General features: G+C 60.5%; 23 protein-coding genes and 1 pseudogene. 9 read left to right on the top strand and 15 right to left on the bottom strand.

The features are described 5' to 3' along the window. Positions 1-33: 33 nt before the first annotated feature. The 3 genes and pseudogenes from ORD17_RS02625 to trmB all read right to left on the bottom strand — a co-directional run. A complete protein-coding gene (locus ORD17_RS02625) occupies positions 34-513 on the bottom strand; it encodes a hypothetical protein (RefSeq protein ID WP_308389351.1) in 480 nt (159 codons plus the stop codon). A 126-nt stretch (positions 514-639) separates the two neighbouring features. Further along, complete coding sequence (locus tag ORD17_RS02620; RefSeq protein ID WP_308389350.1) at positions 640-1,314, bottom strand: Crp/Fnr family transcriptional regulator; 675 nt, start codon at positions 1,312-1,314, stop codon at positions 640-642. A 211-nt stretch (positions 1,315-1,525) separates the two neighbouring features. Continuing rightward, positions 1,526-1,870: pseudogene (gene trmB / locus ORD17_RS02615) on the bottom strand (tRNA (guanosine(46)-N7)-methyltransferase TrmB); the annotation flags it as partial. A gap of 212 nt (positions 1,871-2,082) precedes the next feature. On the opposite strand from trmB, the gene purE reads away from it, so the two are divergent. The 3 genes from purE to ORD17_RS02600 are packed head-to-tail and all read left to right on the top strand — an operon-like array spanning position 2,083 to position 4,583. After that, positions 2,083-2,583, top strand: a complete 501-nt coding sequence (gene purE / locus ORD17_RS02610) for a 5-(carboxyamino)imidazole ribonucleotide mutase (protein ID WP_374693398.1) — start codon at positions 2,083-2,085, stop codon at positions 2,581-2,583. Beyond that, positions 2,580-3,707: a 5-(carboxyamino)imidazole ribonucleotide synthase gene (locus tag ORD17_RS02605; RefSeq protein ID WP_308389348.1), complete on the top strand. Its 1,128-nt coding sequence runs from the start codon at positions 2,580-2,582 to the stop codon at positions 3,705-3,707. Before purE ends, ORD17_RS02605 begins: the two co-directional genes overlap by 4 nt. Positions 3,708-3,710: 3 nt before the next feature. Next, a complete protein-coding gene (locus ORD17_RS02600) occupies positions 3,711-4,583 on the top strand; it encodes a fructosamine kinase family protein (RefSeq protein ID WP_308389347.1) in 873 nt (290 codons plus the stop codon). Here the strand turns inward: ORD17_RS02600 and ORD17_RS02595 are convergent. From ORD17_RS02595 to smpB, 4 genes are read right to left on the bottom strand one after another with little or no spacing between them, the layout of a single operon-like run. Further along, the gene (locus tag ORD17_RS02595; protein ID WP_308389346.1) at positions 4,564-5,049 is read right to left on the bottom strand and encodes a disulfide bond formation protein B; all 486 of its coding nucleotides are present in this window, start codon (positions 5,047-5,049) and stop codon (positions 4,564-4,566) included. The two genes, ORD17_RS02600 and ORD17_RS02595, sit on opposite strands and share 20 nt — an antisense overlap. Next, complete coding sequence (locus tag ORD17_RS02590; protein WP_308389345.1) at positions 5,046-5,669, bottom strand: thioredoxin fold domain-containing protein; 624 nt, start codon at positions 5,667-5,669, stop codon at positions 5,046-5,048. The genes ORD17_RS02595 and ORD17_RS02590 overlap by 4 nt, the downstream gene beginning before the upstream one ends. Beyond that, positions 5,659-7,314 carry a glycosyltransferase family 39 protein gene (locus ORD17_RS02585; RefSeq protein WP_308389344.1) on the bottom strand — a complete coding sequence of 552 codons (1,656 nt, stop codon included), beginning with the start codon at positions 7,312-7,314 and terminating at the stop codon, positions 5,659-5,661. Before ORD17_RS02585 ends, ORD17_RS02590 begins: the two co-directional genes overlap by 11 nt. Further along, positions 7,307-7,771: an SsrA-binding protein SmpB gene (smpB, locus tag ORD17_RS02580; RefSeq protein WP_308389343.1), complete on the bottom strand. Its 465-nt coding sequence runs from the start codon at positions 7,769-7,771 to the stop codon at positions 7,307-7,309. Before smpB ends, ORD17_RS02585 begins: the two co-directional genes overlap by 8 nt. 159 nt (positions 7,772-7,930) lie before the next feature. Here smpB and ORD17_RS02575 point away from each other — a divergent pair, with 159 nt between their 5' ends. Then, entirely contained in the window at positions 7,931-9,073 is a 1,143-nt protein-coding gene (locus ORD17_RS02575) for a phospholipase D-like domain-containing protein (RefSeq protein ID WP_308389342.1), read from the top strand. A 13-nt stretch (positions 9,074-9,086) separates the two neighbouring features. Further along, the gene (locus ORD17_RS02570) at positions 9,087-9,542 is read left to right on the top strand and encodes a type II toxin-antitoxin system RatA family toxin (RefSeq protein ID WP_308389341.1); all 456 of its coding nucleotides are present in this window, start codon (positions 9,087-9,089) and stop codon (positions 9,540-9,542) included. Positions 9,543-9,554: 12 nt separating this feature from the next. On the opposite strand, the gene ORD17_RS02565 is transcribed toward ORD17_RS02570, so the two are convergent. Beyond that, positions 9,555-9,884 carry an outer membrane protein assembly factor BamE gene (locus ORD17_RS02565; protein ID WP_308389340.1) on the bottom strand — a complete coding sequence of 110 codons (330 nt, stop codon included), beginning with the start codon at positions 9,882-9,884 and terminating at the stop codon, positions 9,555-9,557. Positions 9,885-9,951: 67 nt separating this feature from the next. On the opposite strand from ORD17_RS02565, the gene fur reads away from it, so the two are divergent. Continuing rightward, positions 9,952-10,395 carry a ferric iron uptake transcriptional regulator gene (gene fur, locus ORD17_RS02560; RefSeq protein ID WP_308389339.1) on the top strand — a complete coding sequence of 148 codons (444 nt, stop codon included), beginning with the start codon at positions 9,952-9,954 and terminating at the stop codon, positions 10,393-10,395. A 27-nt stretch (positions 10,396-10,422) separates the two neighbouring features. On the opposite strand, the gene htpX is transcribed toward fur, so the two are convergent. Then, positions 10,423-11,301 carry a protease HtpX gene (htpX, locus tag ORD17_RS02555; RefSeq protein WP_308389338.1) on the bottom strand — a complete coding sequence of 293 codons (879 nt, stop codon included), beginning with the start codon at positions 11,299-11,301 and terminating at the stop codon, positions 10,423-10,425. Between the two features lie 111 nt (positions 11,302-11,412). On the opposite strand from htpX, the gene ORD17_RS02550 reads away from it, so the two are divergent. Continuing rightward, on the top strand, positions 11,413-12,369 hold the full coding sequence (locus tag ORD17_RS02550; protein WP_308389337.1) for a cation diffusion facilitator family transporter: 957 nt from the start codon (positions 11,413-11,415) through the stop codon (positions 12,367-12,369). Positions 12,370-12,374: 5 nt separating this feature from the next. Here ORD17_RS02550 and proB read toward each other — a convergent pair whose 3' ends face one another. The 4 genes from proB to rplU are packed head-to-tail and all read right to left on the bottom strand — an operon-like array spanning position 12,375 to position 15,261. Next, complete coding sequence (proB, locus tag ORD17_RS02545) at positions 12,375-13,499, bottom strand: glutamate 5-kinase (RefSeq protein ID WP_308389336.1); 1,125 nt, start codon at positions 13,497-13,499, stop codon at positions 12,375-12,377. Further along, on the bottom strand, positions 13,496-14,623 hold the full coding sequence (gene cgtA, locus ORD17_RS02540; RefSeq protein WP_308389335.1) for an Obg family GTPase CgtA: 1,128 nt from the start codon (positions 14,621-14,623) through the stop codon (positions 13,496-13,498). Before cgtA ends, proB begins: the two co-directional genes overlap by 4 nt. A 51-nt stretch (positions 14,624-14,674) precedes the next feature. Further along, positions 14,675-14,932: a 50S ribosomal protein L27 gene (gene rpmA, locus ORD17_RS02535; RefSeq protein ID WP_308389334.1), complete on the bottom strand. Its 258-nt coding sequence runs from the start codon at positions 14,930-14,932 to the stop codon at positions 14,675-14,677. Positions 14,933-14,949: 17 nt separating this feature from the next. Next, positions 14,950-15,261 (bottom strand): 50S ribosomal protein L21, encoded by a 312-nt coding sequence (rplU, locus tag ORD17_RS02530; protein WP_308389333.1) that lies wholly within the window; start codon positions 15,259-15,261, stop codon positions 14,950-14,952. A gap of 466 nt (positions 15,262-15,727) precedes the next feature. Here rplU and ORD17_RS02525 point away from each other — a divergent pair, with 466 nt between their 5' ends. After that, positions 15,728-17,134 (top strand): APC family permease, encoded by a 1,407-nt coding sequence (locus ORD17_RS02525; protein WP_308389332.1) that lies wholly within the window; start codon positions 15,728-15,730, stop codon positions 17,132-17,134. A 47-nt stretch (positions 17,135-17,181) separates the two neighbouring features. On the opposite strand, the gene ORD17_RS02520 is transcribed toward ORD17_RS02525, so the two are convergent. Beyond that, positions 17,182-18,336 carry a D-alanyl-D-alanine carboxypeptidase family protein gene (locus ORD17_RS02520; RefSeq protein ID WP_308389331.1) on the bottom strand — a complete coding sequence of 385 codons (1,155 nt, stop codon included), beginning with the start codon at positions 18,334-18,336 and terminating at the stop codon, positions 17,182-17,184. Positions 18,337-18,348: 12 nt separating this feature from the next. Continuing rightward, a complete protein-coding gene (locus tag ORD17_RS02515; RefSeq protein ID WP_374693386.1) occupies positions 18,349-19,821 on the bottom strand; it encodes a Do family serine endopeptidase in 1,473 nt (490 codons plus the stop codon). A gap of 71 nt (positions 19,822-19,892) precedes the next feature. Here ORD17_RS02515 and mrdA point away from each other — a divergent pair, with 71 nt between their 5' ends. Then, positions 19,893-21,809: a penicillin-binding protein 2 gene (gene mrdA, locus ORD17_RS02510; protein ID WP_308389330.1), complete on the top strand. Its 1,917-nt coding sequence runs from the start codon at positions 19,893-19,895 to the stop codon at positions 21,807-21,809. Positions 21,810-21,842 lie beyond the last annotated feature (33 nt).

The following is a 21,842-nucleotide window of genomic DNA, read 5'->3' as shown; positions in this document are numbered from 1 at the left end:
TGTGACTCTCTCTATGCTGGTGGTCAGGATAGCTCAGGCGAGCACGCGCCGGTAGCTGTCCGGCAACGGACTCTCCTGCTGTGCTTGCGCGCCGCCTTTGGCGACGAAGAGGTTGATGACCTGGCCGTGGGCCTTGATCAGCTCGACCACGTTTGGGTCTTCGCTGGTCTCCTCGATCAGTACGCCATCCGGCAGCAGGGTGAGCTCCATGCGGATCTTGTCGTGCTGGGCAAAGAGCTCGGCAAAGGCTGGATCCCAGAAGCGCAGGCCAAAGTTCTCTTCCAACCGTTGCTTCATGGAGGGTACATGGTCGTGCAGGAGCGCGACGATTTCGGGATTGTCGGAACGGGTGCGGGCGCGCACCCCATTCGGCAACAGTTCCAGATCCCGTTCGATCTGCTCGTGCAGGGCCAGGAGACGATGAAAAACCGCTTGGTCATGTTGGTGCCGTGCGGCTCGGGCAGGATCGCCACCGGCGCGCCCGCCACCACCCTGGCCACGAACGCGGAACATTGTAGAATCGTTCTGGTACATTGCTGACTCTCCTTGTCTTACTTTTCTCTGCCGCCCCCGAAGAGGGCGGAATCTCGTCAATGGCGATATCTTGCCCAGGGCAAGGCAAGCACGCATTGATAAAGATCAATCTGGAGTCAACCGGTCGGATTTGGCCGTGGCGATTCCCTGCAGTTTCTGCGGGGCAAGGATTTCGAGTTGGTTGCGGCTCTCGCGCAGCAGTTCCTGACGTTTGAACTCCGCCATGAGACGGCTGACATGCTCTACCGATAGGCCGAGAAAGTCGGCAAGGTCCTGGCGGGTCAGCGGGAAGGGCAGGACACGCAGCCGCGGATAGCGTTGCGCCCATTGCAGCAAAAAAGCAGCCAAGCGAGCGTCTGCCTTCTTGGCTCCCAGTTCCACTACCCGCTCCTCGCTGGCGCGCAGGGCTTGCTGCCAGCGCTGAAAGATGGCCTCACGAATTTTCAGCAGACGCTCCGACAGGCGCTGTAGTTCGATCAGATCGAGGCGACAGAGTTGGCCGGGAGCGAGGCTGATGGCATCGTGGCGGTGCACAGCCTCGTGCATCCCTTCAAAACCGAAAAGATCACCGTGATGCAGCAAGCGCAGAATGATCTCCTGACCGTTGCTCAGGGACTTTACCAGTTTTACCGCCCCTTCCCGCAAAGTGTAAGCGTAGCGGGCTGGTTCTCCCGCCCGGTAGAGGGTTTCTCCAGCGATACAATCGACATCCTGCACCTTCATTCCCAGGGTGCAGAGTTCCACCGGAGTGAGGCCGGCGAAAATGCTTTCGCCGCGCATCTGGCAGTTCAGGCAATCGGAAATGCGCGGTGAGCTCATGTCTTGCGACAAACAAAGCGCAAATCGAAGACCTGGTGGCCAAGGGCCATGCCGCGGCGCTCGAAGCGGGTTGGGATGCGGTTTCCCGGGGGACGGCGTAGTTCCCAGGGCCGGCCAGATTCTCCCAAGCGGAATCCGCCTCCAAGAGCATCAGCATCTGTTCGGCGTAGGGCTGCCAATCGGTGGCCAGCTGCAACTCGCCGTCCGGCTGCACGACCCGGTGCAACACTTGCAAAAAGTCCGGTTGAATGATACGACGTTTGTGGTGGCGTTTTTTGGGCCAGGGATCCGGAAACTGGATGACCACCAAAGCAAAGACACTGTCTGGCAGGGCACGCAGCCACGGTACGATGTCGTCGTGCAATACCCGCAAATTTTGCAGCTCCAGCGCTTCAGCGCGCAGCAACAGGGCGCCGACGCCGGGGCCGTGGACCTCTGCACCCACACAGCCCCAGTCCGGATGCTGCTGCGCAAATTGCGCGAGGTGCTCGCCATTGCCAAAGCCAATTTCCAACATCAGGGGCTGGGAGCCGGGCCAGGGCGACTGCCAGGGCTCCCTGGCATCGATAATGTAATGGCTGCCGCGATCTCGTAATATGCGCTCTTGCGCGTCGGTGAGACGGCCTTGACGCAGGACGAAGCTGCGGACAGGACGAAATTCGGGCTTGAGAGTCGCATTCATGCTCGGCATTATAGCTGGTTTCCGGCGCGTCGCCGAAGGAGAGAATGATGCAGGAAAAGCCGATCATCGGCGTCGTCATGGGCAGTGTGAGCGACTGGGAGGTGATGCAGTCGGCGGCCCAGATCCTGACCGATTTGCAGATAGCACACGAGACCCGGGTCGTCTCCGCCCACCGCACCCCGGATCTCCTCTTCGCTTATGCCGAAGAGGCTGGCACGCGCGGATTGCAGGCCATCATAGCCGGCGCCGGCGGTGCCGCCCACCTGCCGGGGATGCTGGCCGCCAAGACACTGCTGCCGGTGCTCGGCGTGCCCGTACCTTCCCGACACCTGCAGGGGCAGGACTCCCTGCTTTCCATTGTGCAGATGCCCAAGGGGGTACCAGTCGCCACTTTTGCCATCGGCGCGGCAGGGGCAGCCAATGCGGCGCTCTTTGCTGCAGCACAATTGGCCCTGCACGACCCGGCCTTGCACGCGCGTCTGCAGCGCTTCCGGGCAACGCAAACGGAACAGGCCTTGCACAGCCAAGTGCCGCCGCCGGCATCATGATTCCACCCGGCGCTACCTTGGGTGTTCTGGGGGGGGGGCAGCTCGGGCTGATGTTTGCCCTGGCTGCCCGGCGGCTCGGCTATGATGTTTGGGTGTTTGATCCAGACCCGCACGCACCAGCGGCAGAGGCCGCGGCCCGACATTTCTGTTCCCCTTTCACTGCGGAGACGGCGTTGGCAGAGTTCTGCGCTGACGTGGCGGCCATCACCGTCGAGCGCGAGCAGATCCCGCTTTCCACTCTCGTCTACTGCGCCGAGCGTCGCCCCCTGCGGCCAGGTCCGGAAGCCTTGCGCATTGCCCAGGATCGACGTCTGGAGAAGGGTTTTTTTCGGGATCTGGGATTGGCAACCGCCCCCTTTGCCCTCCTCGAGCGAACTGCTGATCTGCCGGCTGCCATGCAGATTCCTTTCCCGGCAATCCTCAAGACCGCCCAGGACGGCTACGATGGCAAGGGGCAGGTGGCGGTAGGCAGCGCTGCGGATCTGGCACGCGCCTGGCAGGAGCTCGGGCAGCGTCCGGCGCTGCTGGAAGCTCGGGTGGCGCTACGCCAGGAGTTTTCGGTGCTTCTCGCGCGCAGTGGCGAGGGACTGGCGGTCTTTTATCCCATTGCTGAGAATCGGCACCGGCAGGGCATTCTGGACCTCAGCATCGTTCCCTGCGAGCTTTCCGAGGAACGGCAGGAACAGGCGCGGCGCGCAGCCCTACGCATTGCCGAGGCGTTACAGTATGTTGGGGTTCTCGCGGTCGAGTTTTTCCTCAGCGCCGACGATGAGCTGCTCGTCAACGAGATGGCGCCACGGCCGCACAACAGTGGCCACTATACCCTCGACGCCTGCGTGCAGAGCCAGTTCGACCAGCAGGTACGGGCCCTGACCGACTTGCCGTTGGGCGATACCCGCCTGCTCTCACCGGCACTGATGCTGAATCTGCTGGGTGAACTTTGGCAGGAGCCTGGTCTGGACTGGCACGCCTGGCTTTGCCATCCGCAAGTGAAACCCTACCTCTATGGAAAGAGTGAGGCGTGGCCGGGGCGCAAGATGGGCCACCTGAACATTCTGGCCGAAAGCCGGATGGCCGCCCTGCGCACGGTGGCGGAGCTGCGCGGCAGCGAAGAAGTCGACTGAGCTATGGATCTGGCGCGACTGCTGGAGCGGGAGATGGGCGGCGACTGGCAGGTGGAAGCCAGTGGCGCCAGCGATTTTTTTCGCATATATCGCGCCCATAGGGCGGATCAATCCCTGTTCCTCAAGGTCGGTAAGGAGCAGGCCCAAGTAGAAGCCGAAGCCGACGGCTTGCGCGCCCTGCAGGCAGCGGGTGTGCCGGTGCCCCGCGTCTATGGACTCTGGGAGGCGGCAGGCGACACAATCCTTGCCTTGCAGCTGCTGAGCTTTGCGCGCAAGGACGATGCTGCCTGGGCTGCGCTGGGCAGCGTTCTGGCCGCTCTGCATGGCCCGGCCTGGCCGCAGTTTGGTTGGCCGCATGACAATTTTCTCGGCGCTACCCGGCAGCGGAATCGACAGACGGGTGGGAGTAGCCCGGCAGACTGGCTGAGCTTTTTTCGGGAGCAGCGTCTGCAGTTTCTCCTCGGGCAGATCGACCTGGAGCGGGACGAGGCCAAGCTGTTCGCGGATCTTTTGGCGGCCCTGCCCGAGATCCTGCGCGATCATGCCCCACAGGGCTCCCTCACCCACGGCGATCTGTGGTCCGGTAATTGGGGCGCGGGGACCGAAGGAGGTGTCTGGCTCTTTGATCCTGCGGTAGCGGTCTGTGATCGAGAAATGGATCTTGCCATGCTGGAACTGTTCGCCCAGCCGCCAGCATCGTTTTGGCAGAGTTATCAAGAATTGGCAGCGCCGGCCTTCCACGCCGAGGCCTATGCCACTCGGCGTCCCCTCTACCAACTGTATCACCTGCTCAATCACTGGTTGCTCTTTGGCCGTTCCTACGCGGGACAGGCTCAGGTAGCCGCCCGGGATGCCCTCAAGGTCGCCGGGTACTGAAGAAAATCGCCAGGAGCAGCCACAGCGCACAGAGCAGAAAGACGGCAACACTCCAATGGGTGATCGGCAGGCCCCAGAATCGCTGCTGTCCCGCAATTGCACAGGAGCCGTGCCCGGCCAGGGCGCTTGCCAAGTTTCCGGCAAAGCTCCCGGATGAGAAATTTTCTTGCGACAGTAATTGAACTGCCGCGCAGGCCTGAACCTTGCGCGTCGCCGCATGCGCCAGATGCCACTGCCATCCCGCCAGTGCTGCCCCGGTCAGTGCCGCCAAGGCAGCCAGAGACCAGAGCCAGCGCCGTCCGACAAAAAAGCCGATGCCGATCGCCGAAAGCATCGCCAGATCCGCCACCCGCTGATAAATGCAGAGACTGCAGGGCTGGATGGCACCGACGAATTGCAGGTACAGCACCGTGCCCAGGGCGGCCAGGCCAGCGAGTAGCGCCAGGATGGCCAGTATCGGGCTCAAGAACCGTGGATGATCTGCTGCCATTGCTGATGGTCAGGGAGCCCGAGGACGTACTGTACCTGCTTGCCACTGCGATACACCAGCATCGGCGTGCTTACCCCCGACTGCTGCACACCCTGCGGATCGAGCAGGGACTCCTTGCCCGCTAGAAAGGCAAAGTTGCGCTGCAGTTTGCCGAGCTGCTTCTGAGACAGTGCGGCGCTTGCTGGCGCAATGCCGCCCTCTGGCGCACCATCGCGGATGGCAAAGCCCTTCTCGTTTTCCTTGAGCGCCTGCACGGGGTCTTTGGCGCCGAGAATCGCCGCTGCTTTGCCCATGCTGGAAGGGGAGTTCGGGAAACCAATGATGATGACGCGTAGGCGGAGCTTGCCCGTGCTGACGGGATTTTGCAGCCAGTCATAGAGCACATGACAGTAGGGACAGTCAGGTTCCAGAAATAGGTAGACCAACGGACCTCGGGTTCCTTCCTGCACATAGTAGGAGTGGCCGAGGGCTTCCCAGAATTGCAGATCGTGATCTGCGGCCTGGGGCGCGGCGTCTTGCGCTCGTACGGGTTGCGAGGGAAACATCACCAGGCTGCCGAGGAGCAGCAGGAAGGCGAGCAAGAATCTATTTCGCATCGATACGCACCAAAGAAATATTTTGTCGGCTGTACATCTCATAGCCAGTATAGAGGACTTTTGCCGATTCCCCAGTATCCAGTTGCTGGCGCAACGCATCGATATCTTTTTGCGGCAGGACCAGAAACAGAGGCCCGTGGCTGGAGCGCAAGATTTCCGGGATTTGTTGTCGGGGCTGTTGGATCTGCGTCGCGGTCATGGCCCCGCGACCGGCGTAAAACAGGAAACTCGGATCCCACCACTGCCAGGTGGCGATGGCGTAGGGCCGCTCTCCTTCCATACTGCGCACCATCTCGCCCATGAGCACCGAGGGCTTGAGGCGATCGAGGGCCGGCATGAGCAGCAGAATCATACAGAAGGCTAGGGCAACGGCCCCCACTCCCAAGCTGCCGATCACGCCCAGGAATTGCTGGCGATAGACAAAATATAGGCCGACCAGGGCGGCAATTAGATAGGGCAGGCCCAGGTAGGCGACCGATCCCAAGGGCGGCAAGCTCTGGGGTACCAGGGTGGCACCCAGCCCGAGCAGGATGCCGCCGACCGCCGCCAGACCCAACAACGAGGCGATGACGCCACGTCCGCAAAAGGCGTGTACACCACTCAAGGCAAGGTCCATGCGCCAGGCGAGGAGGGCGAGTAGAGGCGGATAGGCCTCCCATACATAATTGGGCAACTTGGTCGCACCCAGACTGAAAAAAGCGATCCAGATCCCCGCCCAGAGGCCCAAAAAGAGCAGATCCGGGCGCGAACGGAAATACTCTTTCCGTTGCAGCCACAAGGTGGCAAACATCTGGGGGAAAAATACCGACCAGGGTAGCAGGCCGAGAAAGGTCGTAACGAGGTAATAGACAATAGGCCCTTGGTGTCCCTGCATGGCGCCGGTGTAGCGGTCCACATTCTGTTGGGCAATGAAGAGCAGATCCCAACGCCAGTGAGTCGCGAGGCCAACGGCAACATACCAGGGCAAACAGAGCAGCAAAAAGATCGACAGGCCCCAGCGTAATTGCCCTTCGCGCCAAAGATGCGGAAGATCGCGACGCAGCAGCAGGAAGACGACGATGATCAGGCCAGGCAACAGGAAAAAGATCGGCCCCTCCGTGAGGGTGCCCAAGGCCATGGCGGCATAGGAAAGAAGATATTGCCAGCGCCGCTCCTCCGGGTACATGTAGCCGCGCAGATAGGCCAGGAGAGCGACGGTAGTAAACAGGATGACCAGGGGGTCGGGGACGGCGGCGCGGAAGATGATCTGACTGTGCAATGCAGTGGCGGTAAACAGGCCGCCGAGCAAGGCCGCACGCGCCCCAAGCAGGCGCCGCAGCGCCAGCGTCAGATACAGTACCAAGAGCGCGCCCATGAGAACCGAACCGATGCGCAGGCCCCAACTGTTCATGCCCAGGGCGCGTACTCCCAGGTCCATCAACCAATAATTGAGAATGGGTTTGTCCGGTCGCAACTGACCATTGAAAGTCGGCACCACGTAATTGTTGTGGGCGATCATTTCCTTCAGGCACTGGGCGTTGTTCGGCTCGTCGATGTCCCAAAGACTCGCGTCGCCGGTATGAAAAGCAAAGAGCCAGAGGGCAAAGACGAAGAGCAAGAGGGCATGGAGAAGATGGTGCTCGCCGGTCTCCTGCGCCTTAGCCATCGCGTGCGCCACCTTTCAGAATGCGCGCCTTGTCCCGTTGCCACTCGCGTTCTTTGAGCGTGGCACGCTTGTCGTGCGCCTGCTTCCCCTTGACCAGGGCGATCTCGGCCTTGGCGCGCCCCTGCTTCCAGTACATCGCCAGGGGGACGATGGTAAAGCCCTTGCGCTCGACGGCACCAATCAGGCGATTGATTTCCTGGCGATGCATCAACAGTTTGCGGGTACGGGTCGGGTCTGGTTGGATGTGGGTGCTGGCAGTGGGTAGGGGGCTGATGTGCGCGCCCAGCAGCCAGAGCTCTCCATTTTTCATCACCACATAGCTGTCCTTGAGCTGCAGGCGTCCGGCCCGCAGGGACTTCACTTCCCACCCTTCAAGGGCGATACCGGCCTCGAAGCGCTCCTCGATGAAGTATTCGTGTCTCGCCTCACGATTGAGGGCAATGGTGCTGCTGCTCATGACATCCCAAGCTGTGGATCAGAGCGCGATCTTAGCGCAAAGCGCGACGCGGCGCACAAGGTGCGGGGCGCCATAGTCCCGATATGGTGCCTGGGGTAGACTGCCGGCAGGAAGATCCGGCGCAAGGTTGAGCAATGGCGAAAATGGTGAAGGGCAAAGATGGCGCGGCGTAATCCGGCCTGGCTACCCGCTATGGACTGGACACTGCTGACGGAGATGCCAGTCATTGCGCGCCATCTGGTGGAAAAGCTACGTGCTGCGGAGCAGGAAATTCTGTTCGAGAACTATATTTTTCAAGCGGGCAATTGGCCGGAAGAAATTTTCGACATCCTCTGCGCGAAGGCGCGTGACGGTGTATTGGTGCACCTGCGTCTCGATGCGGTGGGTAGTCGTGGATTCCCCGACCGCTGGATTCAGAAGTTGCGTGCCGCTGGTGGCACTTTCGAGTGGTATCACCGCCTTGCCTGGCGCGGTTGGGAGAGGAGCCTGCGCCGCAGCCATCGGCGCATCGTGCTCATCGACCAACAATGGTTGGCGGTGGGCGGCGTTGCCCTTGCCGATGCTTGGCTGCGTGGCGATCCGGGGCAGCTTCCCTACCGTGATACACTCTTTGCCTGTCGCGGGCCGATCGTGCCTCTGGTCCGCCGCCTGTTTCTGAAAAACCGCCCGCTGTCGCACAAGGAATTGCGCGCCTTTCCCGACGGATCCATCGATCGGAGCACCGATGCCATAGTGCGCCTGCTGGCGGGTTCGCCACCGGATCGCTATACGATTCGCCGCCGCTATCTCGCCGCTTTCCGCTCGGCGCGGGAGAGTCTGTGGATCGCTACCCCCTACTTCAATCCCGATCCCATCGTTCTCTCGGCCCTGTATGGCGCCGTGCGTCGCGGCGTGGATGTACGCGTGCTGCTGGCGGGCCGAGTGACGGATCATCCCCTTTTGCGCCTGGGCATTCAGGCGTATTATCAAAAGCTGTTGCGACATCGTGTGCGGGTGTACGAGTATCAGGAAAGTTTCCTGCATGCCAAATATGTTTTGGTGGATGGTCAGTGGGGCGCGGTCGGTTCGGCCAACCTCGATTTTCTGAGCCTCTGGTTCAACCGCGAGCTCAATCTCGAAGTAAAAGGTCTGCCTCCCCTGGCTCTGCTGCGCACCCTGTTTCTGCGCGAATTTGCTCGCTCTCAGGAGATTTCTGCGGAGCACTGGCAACGCCGGTCCATTTGGCGACGGCTGCTGGAGTGGCTGCTGGCCCAGATCGATCGTCGCATTCAGGCGCGGGCGTTGGGCTCGCGTCGCTACTGAGTCGAGGAGCTTGATGCACCATATCCGCAAGACGGCGGTGTTACCCTACAGCGCCGAAGAGATCTTTGCCCTGGTCGAAGATATCCGCAGTTATCCGCAATTCCTGCCCTGGTGTGGCGCCACCCGTATCCTGCAGGATCGTGGCGATGAAGTGGTTGCCGAGATCCGCATCGCCCACAATTCCTTCGGAAAAGCCTTTTCCACGCGCAACCGCTACCAGCGTCCGAAACTGGCCGAGGTGCGTCTGGTCGATGGCCCCTTTCGCTTCTTGGAAGGACTTTGGCAGCTGGAGCCCGTGGAAGGTGGCACGCGAGTGACTCTGGACATGCGCTTTGAATTTGCCAGCCGCCTAATCGGCGCGTTCCTGGAACCGATCTTCAAGCAAGCAGCGGAAACCATGGTGCAGCGCTTCGGACAGCGGGCACGGCAGGTCTATGGTAACCAGCGTCTGGCAAAAAATTCCGGCTGAGCGTTTTGCGTTTTATTTGCTTGCCAGAGCCTTCACGTCGCCGCTGATGCTTTGTAAGCTGCCGTTTCGGGTGAAATGCAGGATGATGTTGCGCACCGTGGTACTGCCATAGGCCGGTTTGTCACTGTAGCTGTAAACCCATTCATCGGAATTCCAGGGGTCCTGCAACAAAGGCGCACCCAGCACTGCGCTGACCTCGGCCTTGTCCATGCCTTTGTGGATTTGCGCCAGTTCTTTCTGACTGACGACATTACCTTGCTGCACGTTGACGCGATAGATGCTGCAGGCGCTCAGGGCGGTGCAGAGAAGGAGGGTGCTCGCGAGAAAAGAGAATGTGCGCATGATCCTTGTCTTGGGCGTACGGTGCCACTATGCTACTAAAAGAACGCGCCACTTGCCATTGGATCGGATGAATAGTGAAGAACTGAAACGGGCTGGTCTGAAGGCCACCCTACCGCGCCTGCGGATCCTGCAAATTCTCGAGGCCAGCGAGACGCGGCACCTGACGGCAGAAGAGGTCTACCGACAGCTGCTCGACGCCGGAGAAGAGGTAGGCTTGGCAACTGTCTACCGCGTCATGACGCAGTTCGAAATGGCGGGCCTGGTACGTCGCCACCATTTCGAAGGCGACCGCGCCGTCTTCGAGCTCAATGAAAGTGGCCATCATGACCACATGGTCTGCACCGCCTGCGGCAAAGTCCTCGAATTTTTTGATCAAACACTGGAGAACCGCCAGTTGCAGATCGCTGCCGAGCGGGGCTTTCATATCACCGATCACAGTCTTTCCCTCTATGGTACCTGCAAGGGCATGCAGGAAAATGGCGTCTGTTCCCTGGAAGGGCAGGGAAGCTGAAGGCCCGCTTCTGGTAACGTCCCTTCCCTAGCTCTGCTGCCGCAGGGCAGCGATGCGCTCCTCGAGCGGAGGATGGCTCATGAACAGGCGCGAGATGCTGCCATGTCCGAGAATGCCGAAGGCGGTCAAGGCCTTGGGTAGATGACTTTCTTCGTGGGACGCACGCAGGCGTTCCAAGGCCGCGATCATTTTGTTGCGTCCGGCAAAGCGGGCGCCGGCGGCATCGGCACGAAATTCCCGCTGGCGGGAAAACCATAGAACTATGCTGCTGGCCAGCAGACCAAGAACCATCTCGGCCACGATGGTGGTAATCCAATAGGCGGGCCCACTGCCCTCGTCATTGCGAAACACGACGCGGTCCACCAAATTGCCGATGATGCGGGCGAAAAAGAGGACGAACGTGTTGACCACGCCCTGAATCAGGGTGAGCGTGACCATGTCGCCATTGGCGATGTGACCGATTTCATGTCCGAGCACGGCTTCCGCCTCATCGGCGTTCATCTGCTGCAACAGGCCGGTACTGACGGCAACCAGGGCGTGATTGCGACTGGCGCCGGTGGCAAAGGCGTTGATCTCGGGCGAGGGATAGATCGCGACCTCCGGCATGCCAATTCCGGCGGCAGTCGCGTGGCGCTGCACGGTTTGCAATAGCCAATGTTCCGTGGGATTGCTTGGCTGTTGGATGACTTCGGCACCGACGCTGCGCTTGGCTACCCACTTCGACATCAATAGGGAAATGAACGCACCACCAAACCCAAAAAGCAAAGAAAAAACCAGCAGAGTCGGTAAGTGGATTCCCGCGCTGGCCTGATCAAAGCCGAAGAGCTGCGACAGAATGGTCCAGGAAATGCTGAGCACCAGCAGGATGGCTAGATTGGTTGCCAGGAAAAGTATGATGCGCTTCATGGTTTGACTCCGTGCGCAGACGCTCTAGTCGTATTAATGCAGCTCTGCGCCGGGATTGCAAGCGTCTGCAGCGATGCGTACACTACGACAATTACATCTCTGGGAGGGGAAATGCAGCACGTGGCGGGAGATTTGGAGCATCACGAGCAATTGCACGGGCATGGTCACCATGGCCACCAGCACCATGTGCCAGCAAATTTTGGGCGGGCCTTCGCTATTGGCATCGCTCTGAACGTCGCTTTCGTTTTGGTGGAAATCGCGTTTGGCATTCTGGGAGACTCCTTAGCCTTGTTGGCAGACGCGGGACACAACTTTGCGGATGTCTTTGGCCTGCTGCTGGCCTGGGGGGGGAGTAAGCTGGCGCAGCGTTCTCCTTCACTGCGCTTCACCTACGGTCTGCGTGGCGCCTCGATCCTCTCCGCCTTGGGCAACTCGGTGCTTCTGCTCCTGGTCACCGGTGGCATCATCTGGGAAGCCATCCTGCGTTTATTGCATCCGGCGCCAGTCGCAGCCTGGGATATCATCATCGTGGCAGCGGTCGGTGTGCTCATCAACACCGCGACGGCTCTCCTGTTCGTCGCCGGGCAAAAAGAGGATCTCAATCTGCGCGCCGCCTTCCTGCATATGGCGGGGGATGCCACACTATCGCTCGGGGTGGTAGGCACGGGAATCGTCATTCTGTTTACCGGCTGGGTCTGGCTCGATGCCGCCGCGAGTATTCTGGTCAGTGCCTTCATTGTTTGGTTTACCTGGGGCGTGCTGCAGGAGTCGATTGGTCTTGCCCTCAATGCCGTACCCAAAGGGATCGATCCGCTGGCCGTGCGGCATTTTCTCCTTGCCCGGCCGGGCGTGCAGGAGGTGCACGATCTGCACATCTGGGCCATGAGCACAAGTGAAAACGCCCTGACGGCTCATCTGTTGATGCCAGACGGACCAAGAGGTGACGATTTTCTGCACGAGCTTGCCGAAGAGCTAGCTGAGCATTTCCAGATTCACCATCCCACCCTGCAGGTGGAAACCGGCGACAGCGAGCAACCCTGCGTGCTTGCCCCGGAGGGGCACATCTAGAACCGTCAGGGGAGCAGGGCGAGGTTGTCGCGGTGGATGAGCTCCACCGCCTCCTGCTCGCCAAATAGCTCCGTAATCTCGGCGCTGTTTTTCCCCAGGCGGGCCAGCACTTCGGCGCTGGCGAAATTGATCAGTCCGCGGGCAATCTCTTGCCCCTCGGGATCCAGGCAGGAGACCAGGTCGCCACACTGAAATTCTCCCTCGATCCCGGTTACCCCTACCGGTAGCAGGCTGGAGCCTTTTTCCCGCAGGACGCGGACCGCGCCTGCATCGAGCCGCAGTCGGCCCATAGGCCGTAACTGCCCAAGGAACCAGCGCTTGCGCGCAGCAAGCCGAGGGATTTGTGGCTGAAAACGGGTGCCGAGCACCTCCCCGCGGTACAGGCGCAGCAACACGTCAGGTTCATGGCCACTGGCAACGATGGTGGCGGTGCCGGAACGTGCCGCCCGGCTTGCGGCCATTACCTTGCTGCGCATGCCCCCGGTACCGACCTTGCTACCAGCGCCGCCGGCCATGGCCAGCAATTGCGGATCGCCGGCGCGCACTTCGTGCAGAAGCATGGCGTCGGGCTGCTGGCGCGGATCGGCTTCATACAGACCCGCCTGATCGGTGAGGATGATCAGCAGGTCGGCCTCCAGCAGGTTGCTCACCATGGCAGCGAGGGTGTCGTTGTCGCCAAAACGCAGTTCTGCGCTGGCAACGGCGTCATTTTCGTTGATGATGGGTAGGCTGCCCATCTCCAGCAGGGTACGTAGGGTGGCGCGGGCGCTGAGGTAACGCTGGCGGTCGCGCAGATCTTCGTGGGTGAGGAGGACCTGGGCGCCGATCATGCCGCCCGCCTGCAGATATCCTTGATAGACTTGGACCAGGGCGGCCTGGCCAATACTGGCCGCGGCCTGAAGTTCGGCCAGGGCGCGCGGACGGGTTTGCCAGCCGAGGCGTTCCATGCCTGCTGCCACGGCGCCGGAGCTGACCAGGATCAGCTCCAGTCCCTGGCGGTGCAACTCGGTGAGCTGCGCAACCCAGGCCGCAATGGCGGGGTGGTTCAGTCCTTTGCCGTCATTGGTGAGCAGGCTGCTGCCGATCTTTACGACCCAACGATGGGTTTCGGCGAGTTCGCTGCGGGTCATTCCTCTTCCTCATCCTCCCAATCGGTGTCGCCCCAATCCTCTTCGTCCCAATCACTCTCTTCGGCGGCGCCTTCCTCGTCATACCAGTCGATATCGCCGCTGGGTTCTGGGGCCGGCGGAATTTCCGGCAGGGCACGCCAGATGGCCTGCGTCACCTCCTTGCAGCCGGCGCCCGTCGCCGCCGAGACGAGAAAGGCCGGACCTTCCCAGGCAAGTTCTTTGCAGATTGCCTGAAAGCGTTGTGCGGCTTCCGGGAGGGGCAGGAGATCGGCCTTGTTGCCGATCAGCCAGCGCGGACGGCCGGCTAGTTCGCTGCTGTACGCCTCGAGCTCCGCCGCCAGGGCGGTTACGCTCTGTGCCGGATCGCTCTCTTCGAGCGGGGCTATGTCGACCAGGTGCAGCAGCAGCCGAGTACGGCGCAAATGACGCAGAAAGCGGGTGCCAAGACCTGCGCCCTCGGCGGCACCGGGAATCAAGCCAGGGATATCGCCGAGGACGAACGACTCGTGTTCGCCCACCCGGACGACGCCGAGCTGCGGGTGCAGGGTGGTGAAGGGGTAACTGGCGACCTTGGGTTTGGCAGCACTGACGGCGCGGATGAAGGTGCTCTTGCCGGCATTGGGCAGGCCCAGCAGGCCGACGTCGGCAAGCAGGCGCAGTTCCAGCCGCAGGTTGCGCTCTTCCCCAAGTCCACCCTTTTCAAACTGACGGGGTGCGCGGTTGACGCTGGTCTTGTACCAGAGATTGCCATGCCCACCGCGTCCACCCTTGGCGATCAACAGGCGCTGTTGGTTTTCGCGCAGGTCACCAAGTAGTTCGCGAGTATCTTCGTCATAGACCAAGGTGCCGACGGGGACGGCAATTTCCAGATCCTTTCCGGCCCGCCCGGTCATTTGTCGACCAGCGCCACCGTGACCATTTTCGGCACGATAGCGCCGCTGGTAGCGGAAATCGATGAGGGTGTTGAGGTTTTCCTGAGCCACGAGGTAGACGTCGCCCCCTCGCCCGCCATCGCCGCCATCGGGACCGCCGAAGGGGATGAATTTTTCCCGACGGAAGCTGACAGAGCCGTGGCCCCCATTGCCGGCTCCCACCGTGATACGGACTTCGTCGAGAAATTGCATGAAAAAACCCCGCCCCGCAAAACCGGGGCGGGGCCTTCCCGATGGCTATACTCAGCCGTTGATGACGCTTACGGTGCGCACCTGACGCGGACCTTTGCGTTCGAAATGTACCACACCATCGCTCAGGGCGAAGAGGGTATGATCCTTGCCGATGCCGACGTTAGCACCAGGGTGATACTGCGTACCCCGCTGGCGGATGATGATGTTGCCAGCGATGACCGCCTGTCCGCCATAACGTTTGACGCCCAGACGCTTGGATTCGGAGTCGCGCCCGTTACGCGAGGAACCGCCTGCTTTCTTGTGTGCCATATTCGTTTGCTCCTGGGTTAGGCGTCGATGCTGGAGATGCGGACTTCGGTGTAGTACTGACGATGACCTTGCCGTTTCCGGAAATGCTTGCGACGACGCATCTTGAAGATGTGGATCTTGTCGGCGCGACCTTGGCTCAGCACCGTAACCTTGACACTGGCACCGGCGACGAGCGGCTGTCCCACCTGGACTTCTTCGCCTTCGCCGAGCAGCAGTACACGGTCGAGAACCAGCTCGCTGCCAGCCTCGGCTTCCATCTTCTCCAGGCGCAGCTTGTCACCTACTGCCACTCGATACTGCTTACCGCCATTCTCGACTACTGCGTACATCAGAACCTCCACCAATGGGACTGCCGGCGTGGTGCGCCGGAAAGGAGCAGAATATTATGGAGAAAGCCCAGACCCGTCAAGGGGCCGTGTACCTCCCGCTCCTTCACCGACCGCAGTGTTCGGGGCGTTGTTGTAGGAATGAGAAAGGCAGGTCGCCAGGTGCTGGAAACCGGTAATCATCAGCAACTACTGCAGGCCGGTGGGCATTACGCAGAACTTTGGACCCGGCAAAGTCGTCCCCAGAAGCATTGATGCCCCCAGAAGCATTGATGTCAGACGCGGTTTGTTTGCTTGAGAAGCGATTGAACGGGCAGTGATTCTTCTCAAATCCGCTATTCCAGCCCCGCAAGACCAGTCACCCAAGGCACTGACCTGCCATTACCGTCTTTCAAGCCGGTAGTGTTGTTGACATTTGCGTGCGAATCGCTACCATGCTATGCAACAGTGTTGCAAAAAGGCGCAAAGCATGTCAGATTCCAGTACGTTACAGCGTGATGTCGTGAGCTTCTGGGGCTTGGTGGGCCAGAGCATATCCGGCATGGCGCCGACCTGTGATGTGGTCGCTTTCATGACTGCCGGTGCTGCTTTCGCCTTGGTAGCCATGCCGCTCTCCTATCTTGCAGCCTTCATCCTGATGTTCATCGAGGTGAACACCATCTACCACCTGACCAAGCATCGGGCCTCGGCCGGCGGATATTATAGTTTTGTCTCGGCAGGTTTGGGGGCGCCAGCGGCGCTGGTGACGGGTTTCATGGTGATCTTCTATCAAACCCTGAGTGTCGGGGCGATCCCCGTCTATGTGGGCGGCGTCTTTCTGCCTGGACTCGCGCGCAGCCTGGGCATCGCACTACCTTCCTGGTTCTGGATTGCCAGTATTTTGTTCTTTGTGGGTGTCCCGTGGCTGCTCAGTGTGGCTGGCATTCGGCCCAGCATTCGTACGGTGGCACTCACCAGCCTGATGGAAATCCTGTTTTTGGTGGGTAGTTCGCTGTTCATCATCAGTCGTGCCCTGCCCGCCCATCCGTGGGCGCCCTTCAGCACCGCGGACGTCGGCTTCAAGGGCGTAGCGATGGGAATGATCTTTGCGATCACCAGTTTTATCGGCATTGGTAGCCACACACCCTTGGCCGAGGAGGCGCGTGGGGTACGCACCCAGAACGGACGGGTGATCGGCAAGGCGGCACTGGTATCCCTGAGTCTGGTCGGCGCAGCGCTGGTTCTGTCAGCCTATGCCTTGACCGTGGGCTGGGGGATGCACGACATGCGCAGCTTTGCTGCCAACGGCGCTCCGGGGGTGCTGGTATTTGAAAAATATCTCGGGTTCTGGGGTGCGGCGGCGTTGGTGATCCTGGCCATCAACAGCGCCATGGCCGACGGTCTGGCCTTGTTGAATGGTTCGGCACGGGTGCTCTTCGCCATTGCTCGCGATCGCTTGCTGCACACTCGCTTCGCTTTGGTAAACGGGCAACGTGCCCCCCAGGGCGCCATCAACTTTCTCACCGCGTTGGCGCTGGCCTTGGCAATCCTGTTTGGCCTAGTTTTCGGGCCCAGCAATGGCTTCAATGTCATGACGACGGCCGTACTGATTGGGCTGGTGACTGCCCATACCCTGATGAATCTGGCCTTGATGCGTCTGCCAGCGGGTGATGACTCCCGCACCGGTCGCGTCTTCTTCCATTTTCTCTTGCCGGTCGTGGCTACGCTGCTCTTCTGGTGGGTGCTTTGGGAATCCCTCTTTCCTTTGGCCTATCCCCTCGGCTGGTCCCTGGCCCTCTGGATAGCGGCGATCCTGCCCGCGCTGTTCTACGCCAGTTGGCGGGCGCGCCGGTTGCCTCGCGAACAGGCGCGCCGTCTGGGGACGCCAGCGCCTTAGCGATCCGCTTGCCTCCTCATCCGATCGGCAAGGCAGGGAGTCCTAGATTACAGCGCGTTCTCGGCTTGATGCCAGAGAGTGCCGATCGTGCCCGCAGGTTTGGCAGCCTCAGCAGCCACCAGCGGGGTTTCGCCAAGCACTTTACCGTGCAGGGTAATCTGTAAGTGGCCCACGACGGCGCCGGCAGCCACTGCTTTGTCCCCCAGCTTGTCGTAGCTGACTGTGCGCTGCAGATCCTTCTGCTCCCCCTCCGGTACGGTTACCCAGACATCCTCTGCCGCCTTGACCGCGAAATCCTCCGGGTCCAGTTGCGGATCGCTGTATTTGCCCAGCACGGTCCCTGCCTTCACTGCTTCCACATCGCCGGTGAAGGTGTAGCCATAGTCGAGCAGGGCGACGACATCGTTCACGCCGGCAGGCCAGTTCGGCGCCCCCATGACGACGGCGATCAAACGCCGTCCGTGGCGAATGGCGGTGGTATCCATGCAGTGACCAGCGGCATTCGTGTGGCCGGTTTTCAGCCCGTCGATGCTCGGATGGCCAAAGAGGGCGGGATTCCAACTGCGCTGCGTGATGTGGTTGTAGCGATAATATTTGATCTTGGAAATGTCGATCACCTGCGGGTATTTCTGGATCAGATTGCGGGAAATGGTCGCAATGTTCATGGCCGAAAGATGCAGGCCGGGGTCAGGCAGACCATCGACATTGCTATAATGCGCCCCTTCGAGTCCCATTTTCTGCGCCTCGGCATTCATCTCCTCGACAAAAGCGGCGCGATTGCCAGCGACCGCCTGGGCTAGGGCGACAGCGGCGTCGTTGCCGGAGTCGATGATCAGCCCGTGCATGAGCTGGCTAACGGTGACCGGCAGGTTGGGCTGAATGAACATGCTGGATCCGCCGGTGTGCCAGGCCACGTTACTGACGGGTATCTGCTGATTCCAATGCAGGCGTCCCTCAGCGAGGGCGCGATAGGTCAAATACGCGGTCATCAATTTGGTGAGACTCGCAGGTGGCAGCTGCAGGTCTGGATCTTTTTCGGCAATGATGGCGCCGGTGCGAAAATCCATCAGCACGTAGCTCTTGCAGTCGGGAATGGGCGGCGGCGGAGGCTGCAGGTCCGCCGCTTGCGCCAGAGAGACGCCCATGGGAGAGAAGCACAACGCCAGCAGAGGCGCCCGCAGGCGCCGCAGGGAGAGATTCATCTGTCGATTTCCTTACTCTTTGGGCAGATGGATGACCACGAAGAGACTGTTATGCCCCTGACGGATCAGCACGGAAATCGGCTGATGCGCCGGAAGACCTTTGACGATGCTCTCCAGCTGCTGGGGACTGTCGACGGCCTGTTGATTGATCTCCTGAATGGCCATGCCCTCATGCAGGCCGATTTCTGCCGCTGGGCCGGGATAGACGCTCTCGATGAGGACACCGTGGCGAATCCCCAGGGCCTTTTTCTCGGCCGCATCCAGGCTGCTTACCCGCAGGCCCAGCCGATGAATATCCACCACCTTGTCCATCTCGGCATGGCGCATTTTTTGTGGCATGGTGCCAATGACGGCATCGATGGTTTCCGGTTTGCCATTGCGCAGGATGCCGATGGGAACCCTCGTCCCCGGCGGCGTGTCGCCCACCAGCGGAGGCAGGGAGCCGACACTGTATACCGGTTTGTGGTCATAGGTGACGATGACATCGCCAGTCTTCAGTCCCGCCTTAGCCGCTGCTTCATTGGGTTCCACATTGGCTACCAGCGCCCCTACCGGCTCTTTCAGATGCAGAGCCTGTGCCATTTGCGGTGTCACTTCCTGCACATCGACGCCCAGCCAGCCAAAACGTAACTTTTTGTGGGCAAGGAAAGCATCCACGGCGCGCATGGCGGTATTGATGGGGATGCTGAATGAGAGGCCCATATAGCCACCATCGTTGGTGTAGATCTGATCGTTGATTCCGACCACCTGCCCGGACATATTGAAGATGGGGCCGCCAGAGTTACCTGGATTAATCGGCACATCGCTCTGGATGAAGGGGATATATTCATCATCGTGCGGCAAAGAACGATCCAGAGCGCTCACCACGCCCTGGGTCACGGTGTTATAGAAGCCGAAGGGCATGCCGATGGCCAGCAGCCACTGGCCAACTTTCAGGTCGTTGGCGTTCCCCAGTTCCACCGTTGGCAGATTGTGGGCGTCGATTTTTAGCAGGGCCGTATCATAACGCACCGAGAGACCGACCACCTTGGCCGGATACGCGCGATGGTTCGTGAGGGTGACGATGATGTGGTGCATGCCGCGCACCACATGGCCGGCGGTGACGATGTAGCCGTTGGGGGAAATGATGAAACCCGAGCCGAGGGCCTCTTCTTTCTCCCTCTGCGGTGGCTGCACGCCGGGGAAGTTCTGGAAAAACTGATAGAACGGAGAGTTCTTCGGGAAGGGGTTCTGCCCCTGGGCGCCACCGACGACCTTGGTATCGGAATCATCGATTTTGACAATCGCATTACCATACTTCTCGACGATTGGACTGAAATCCGGTACCGGTACCATCTTTGGACCGGGCGCATGCAGAACCGGCTTGGGGATGGGCATCTCCTCGTTGGCGGCAAAAGAGACGCCAACGGCTCCCAAACCCACGGCAAATACGGCGCTGCCGACAGCAAGGATCATTTTGCGAGATTTTGCGGATTTTGCGGTCATAATTCGGCTGTTCCCCTGTTGTTTGACGTAGACTATGACGGGCAGGCCACGGGGAAGTTCCCAGACAGCCTGTGAACGGTGATGAATATCCCTGTTGGTGCCGGGAACTCTTTGCCCTTTCTGTCCTCTATTCCTTGCACATGGATACGCATCGGGACGAGTCGCGTCGCTTCCGCCGACGCCTGGGGTGGGCGGCGCTGGTTTTGCTAGTGCTGCTGCTGGTACTCGCCGCCCGGGTGATCGACCTGCAGGTCTTTCAGTATCGGCGCTTTCGTCAGTTGGCTCGTGCCAATCATACCGCCATCGTCCCTCTGGCGCCGCCCCGCGGTCTGGTTCTGGCGGATCATGGCCAGGTGTTGGCGGCTAATCGCGCGTACTACGTCCTCGAGCTGATCCCAGATGAAATTCATCACCTGCATGCCACCTTGCACAGGCTGCAGCAGGACTTCCCGATCCCGCAAAAGACCATACGTCACCTTTTGCATACCATCGATGACAAGCCAGCCTATCTGCCGCGCGTCCTGCTCGCCCACCTCTCGCCCGAACTGCTGGCGCGCTTTGCCGTGCGTGAGGAGGCATACCCGGGAGTTCGTCTCGCCGTGCGTTGGCACCGCTATTACCCTTATGGCAGTCTCTTTGCCAACACGATCGGCTATGTCGGGCCGGTCACGCAACGAGACCTGCAAGGGTTCGATCCGCAGCAGTATCTATATCGGCATACGATTGGCGTCAGTGGCTTGGAGTATACCCTGGAACGGCAATTGCGTGGGCGGTTTGGCTATGACATCCGCAGCGTGAATGCTTTAGGGGACCCGGTGGCGCCTCTGCGTCGGGTGGCGCCCAAGCCAGGCGATACGGTACACACGACCTTGCGTCTGCGGGTGCAACAGGCCGTTGCCCACGTCATGGAAAAGGAGCACTACCGGGGGGCCCTGATCGCCATTGACCCCAATACCGGCGCGATCCTCGCCAGTGTCAGTAATCCCAGTTTCAATCCCAACTGGTTTGTCGCTGGTATCAGCAGCAAGCATTGGCAATCGCTGCTGCACGACCCCGACCATCCGTTGCTCAACCGAACCGTGGCTGGGCTCTATCCCCCCGGCTCCACCATCAAGCCCTTCTATTCCCTCGAAGCCCTGCAGAAAGGCATCATCCGTCCAGATTTCCATACCTACTGCCCCGGCTATATCAAAGTCGGCGGGCACGTCTTCTGGGACTGGTATCGCGCAGGTTTCGGTGAGACCGGACTGCGCAAGGCGCTGGCTTGGTCGGTCGATGTTTTCTTTTATAAATTGGCGTTGAGAATGGGGATTCAGCTGCAGGACCAGACCCTGTGGCGCTTCGGTTTTGGTAGACCGGCACCCATCGACATCGCCGGCAGCGCTGCCGGATTCGTACCCACACCCTCTTGGAAAATCAGTCATCTACATGCGCCTTGGTATACCGGTGATACGGTGATCCTAGGGATCGGCCAGGGGTATCTCTTGGTCACCCCAACCCAGCTGGTGCGTGCGGTTGCTGCCATTGCCAATGGGGGTCATTTGCCCTACCTGCATTTACTGAAGGACCTGAAAAACCCGCAAACGGGTCAGATCACCGAGCCCGATTTTCCGCCGGCACGCCGCTTGCACATACCGGGATTCGCCTTACGTGCCGTGCGCGAGGGGATGCGCGCCTGTGTTACTTCGGGCACCTGTAAGACCGTCGCCTATCCGGGCTTGAGCGTCGCGGGCAAGACCGGCACCGCCGAGGTCCCGGTGGGCTACAAAGACGGACGCACTATCTATAACGATGATTCCCTGTTTATCGGCTGGGCGCCTTATCATCACCCGAAAATCGCTGTGGCGGCGGTGGTGGAGGATGGTGGCGGCAATGCCTGGCAGGCCTTGCCACTGGCGAAGGCCGCGATCCTCTCCTATTTGCGTCCCAAGCTGAAATTGCATACGTTTACCAACATCGTCGTCAATCCGGCGCAGGCCTTCGGCTGAGCTCGATTGGAATTTGAGTAAACGTTCGTGTTC

The organism is Acidithiobacillus sp. AMEEHan (assembly GCF_030996345.1).
Taxonomy (GTDB): Bacteria; Pseudomonadota; Gammaproteobacteria; order Acidithiobacillales; family Acidithiobacillaceae; genus Igneacidithiobacillus.
The sequence above is the reverse complement of the archived record's forward strand: the minus strand, read 5'-3'. Positions and strand labels throughout refer to the sequence as shown.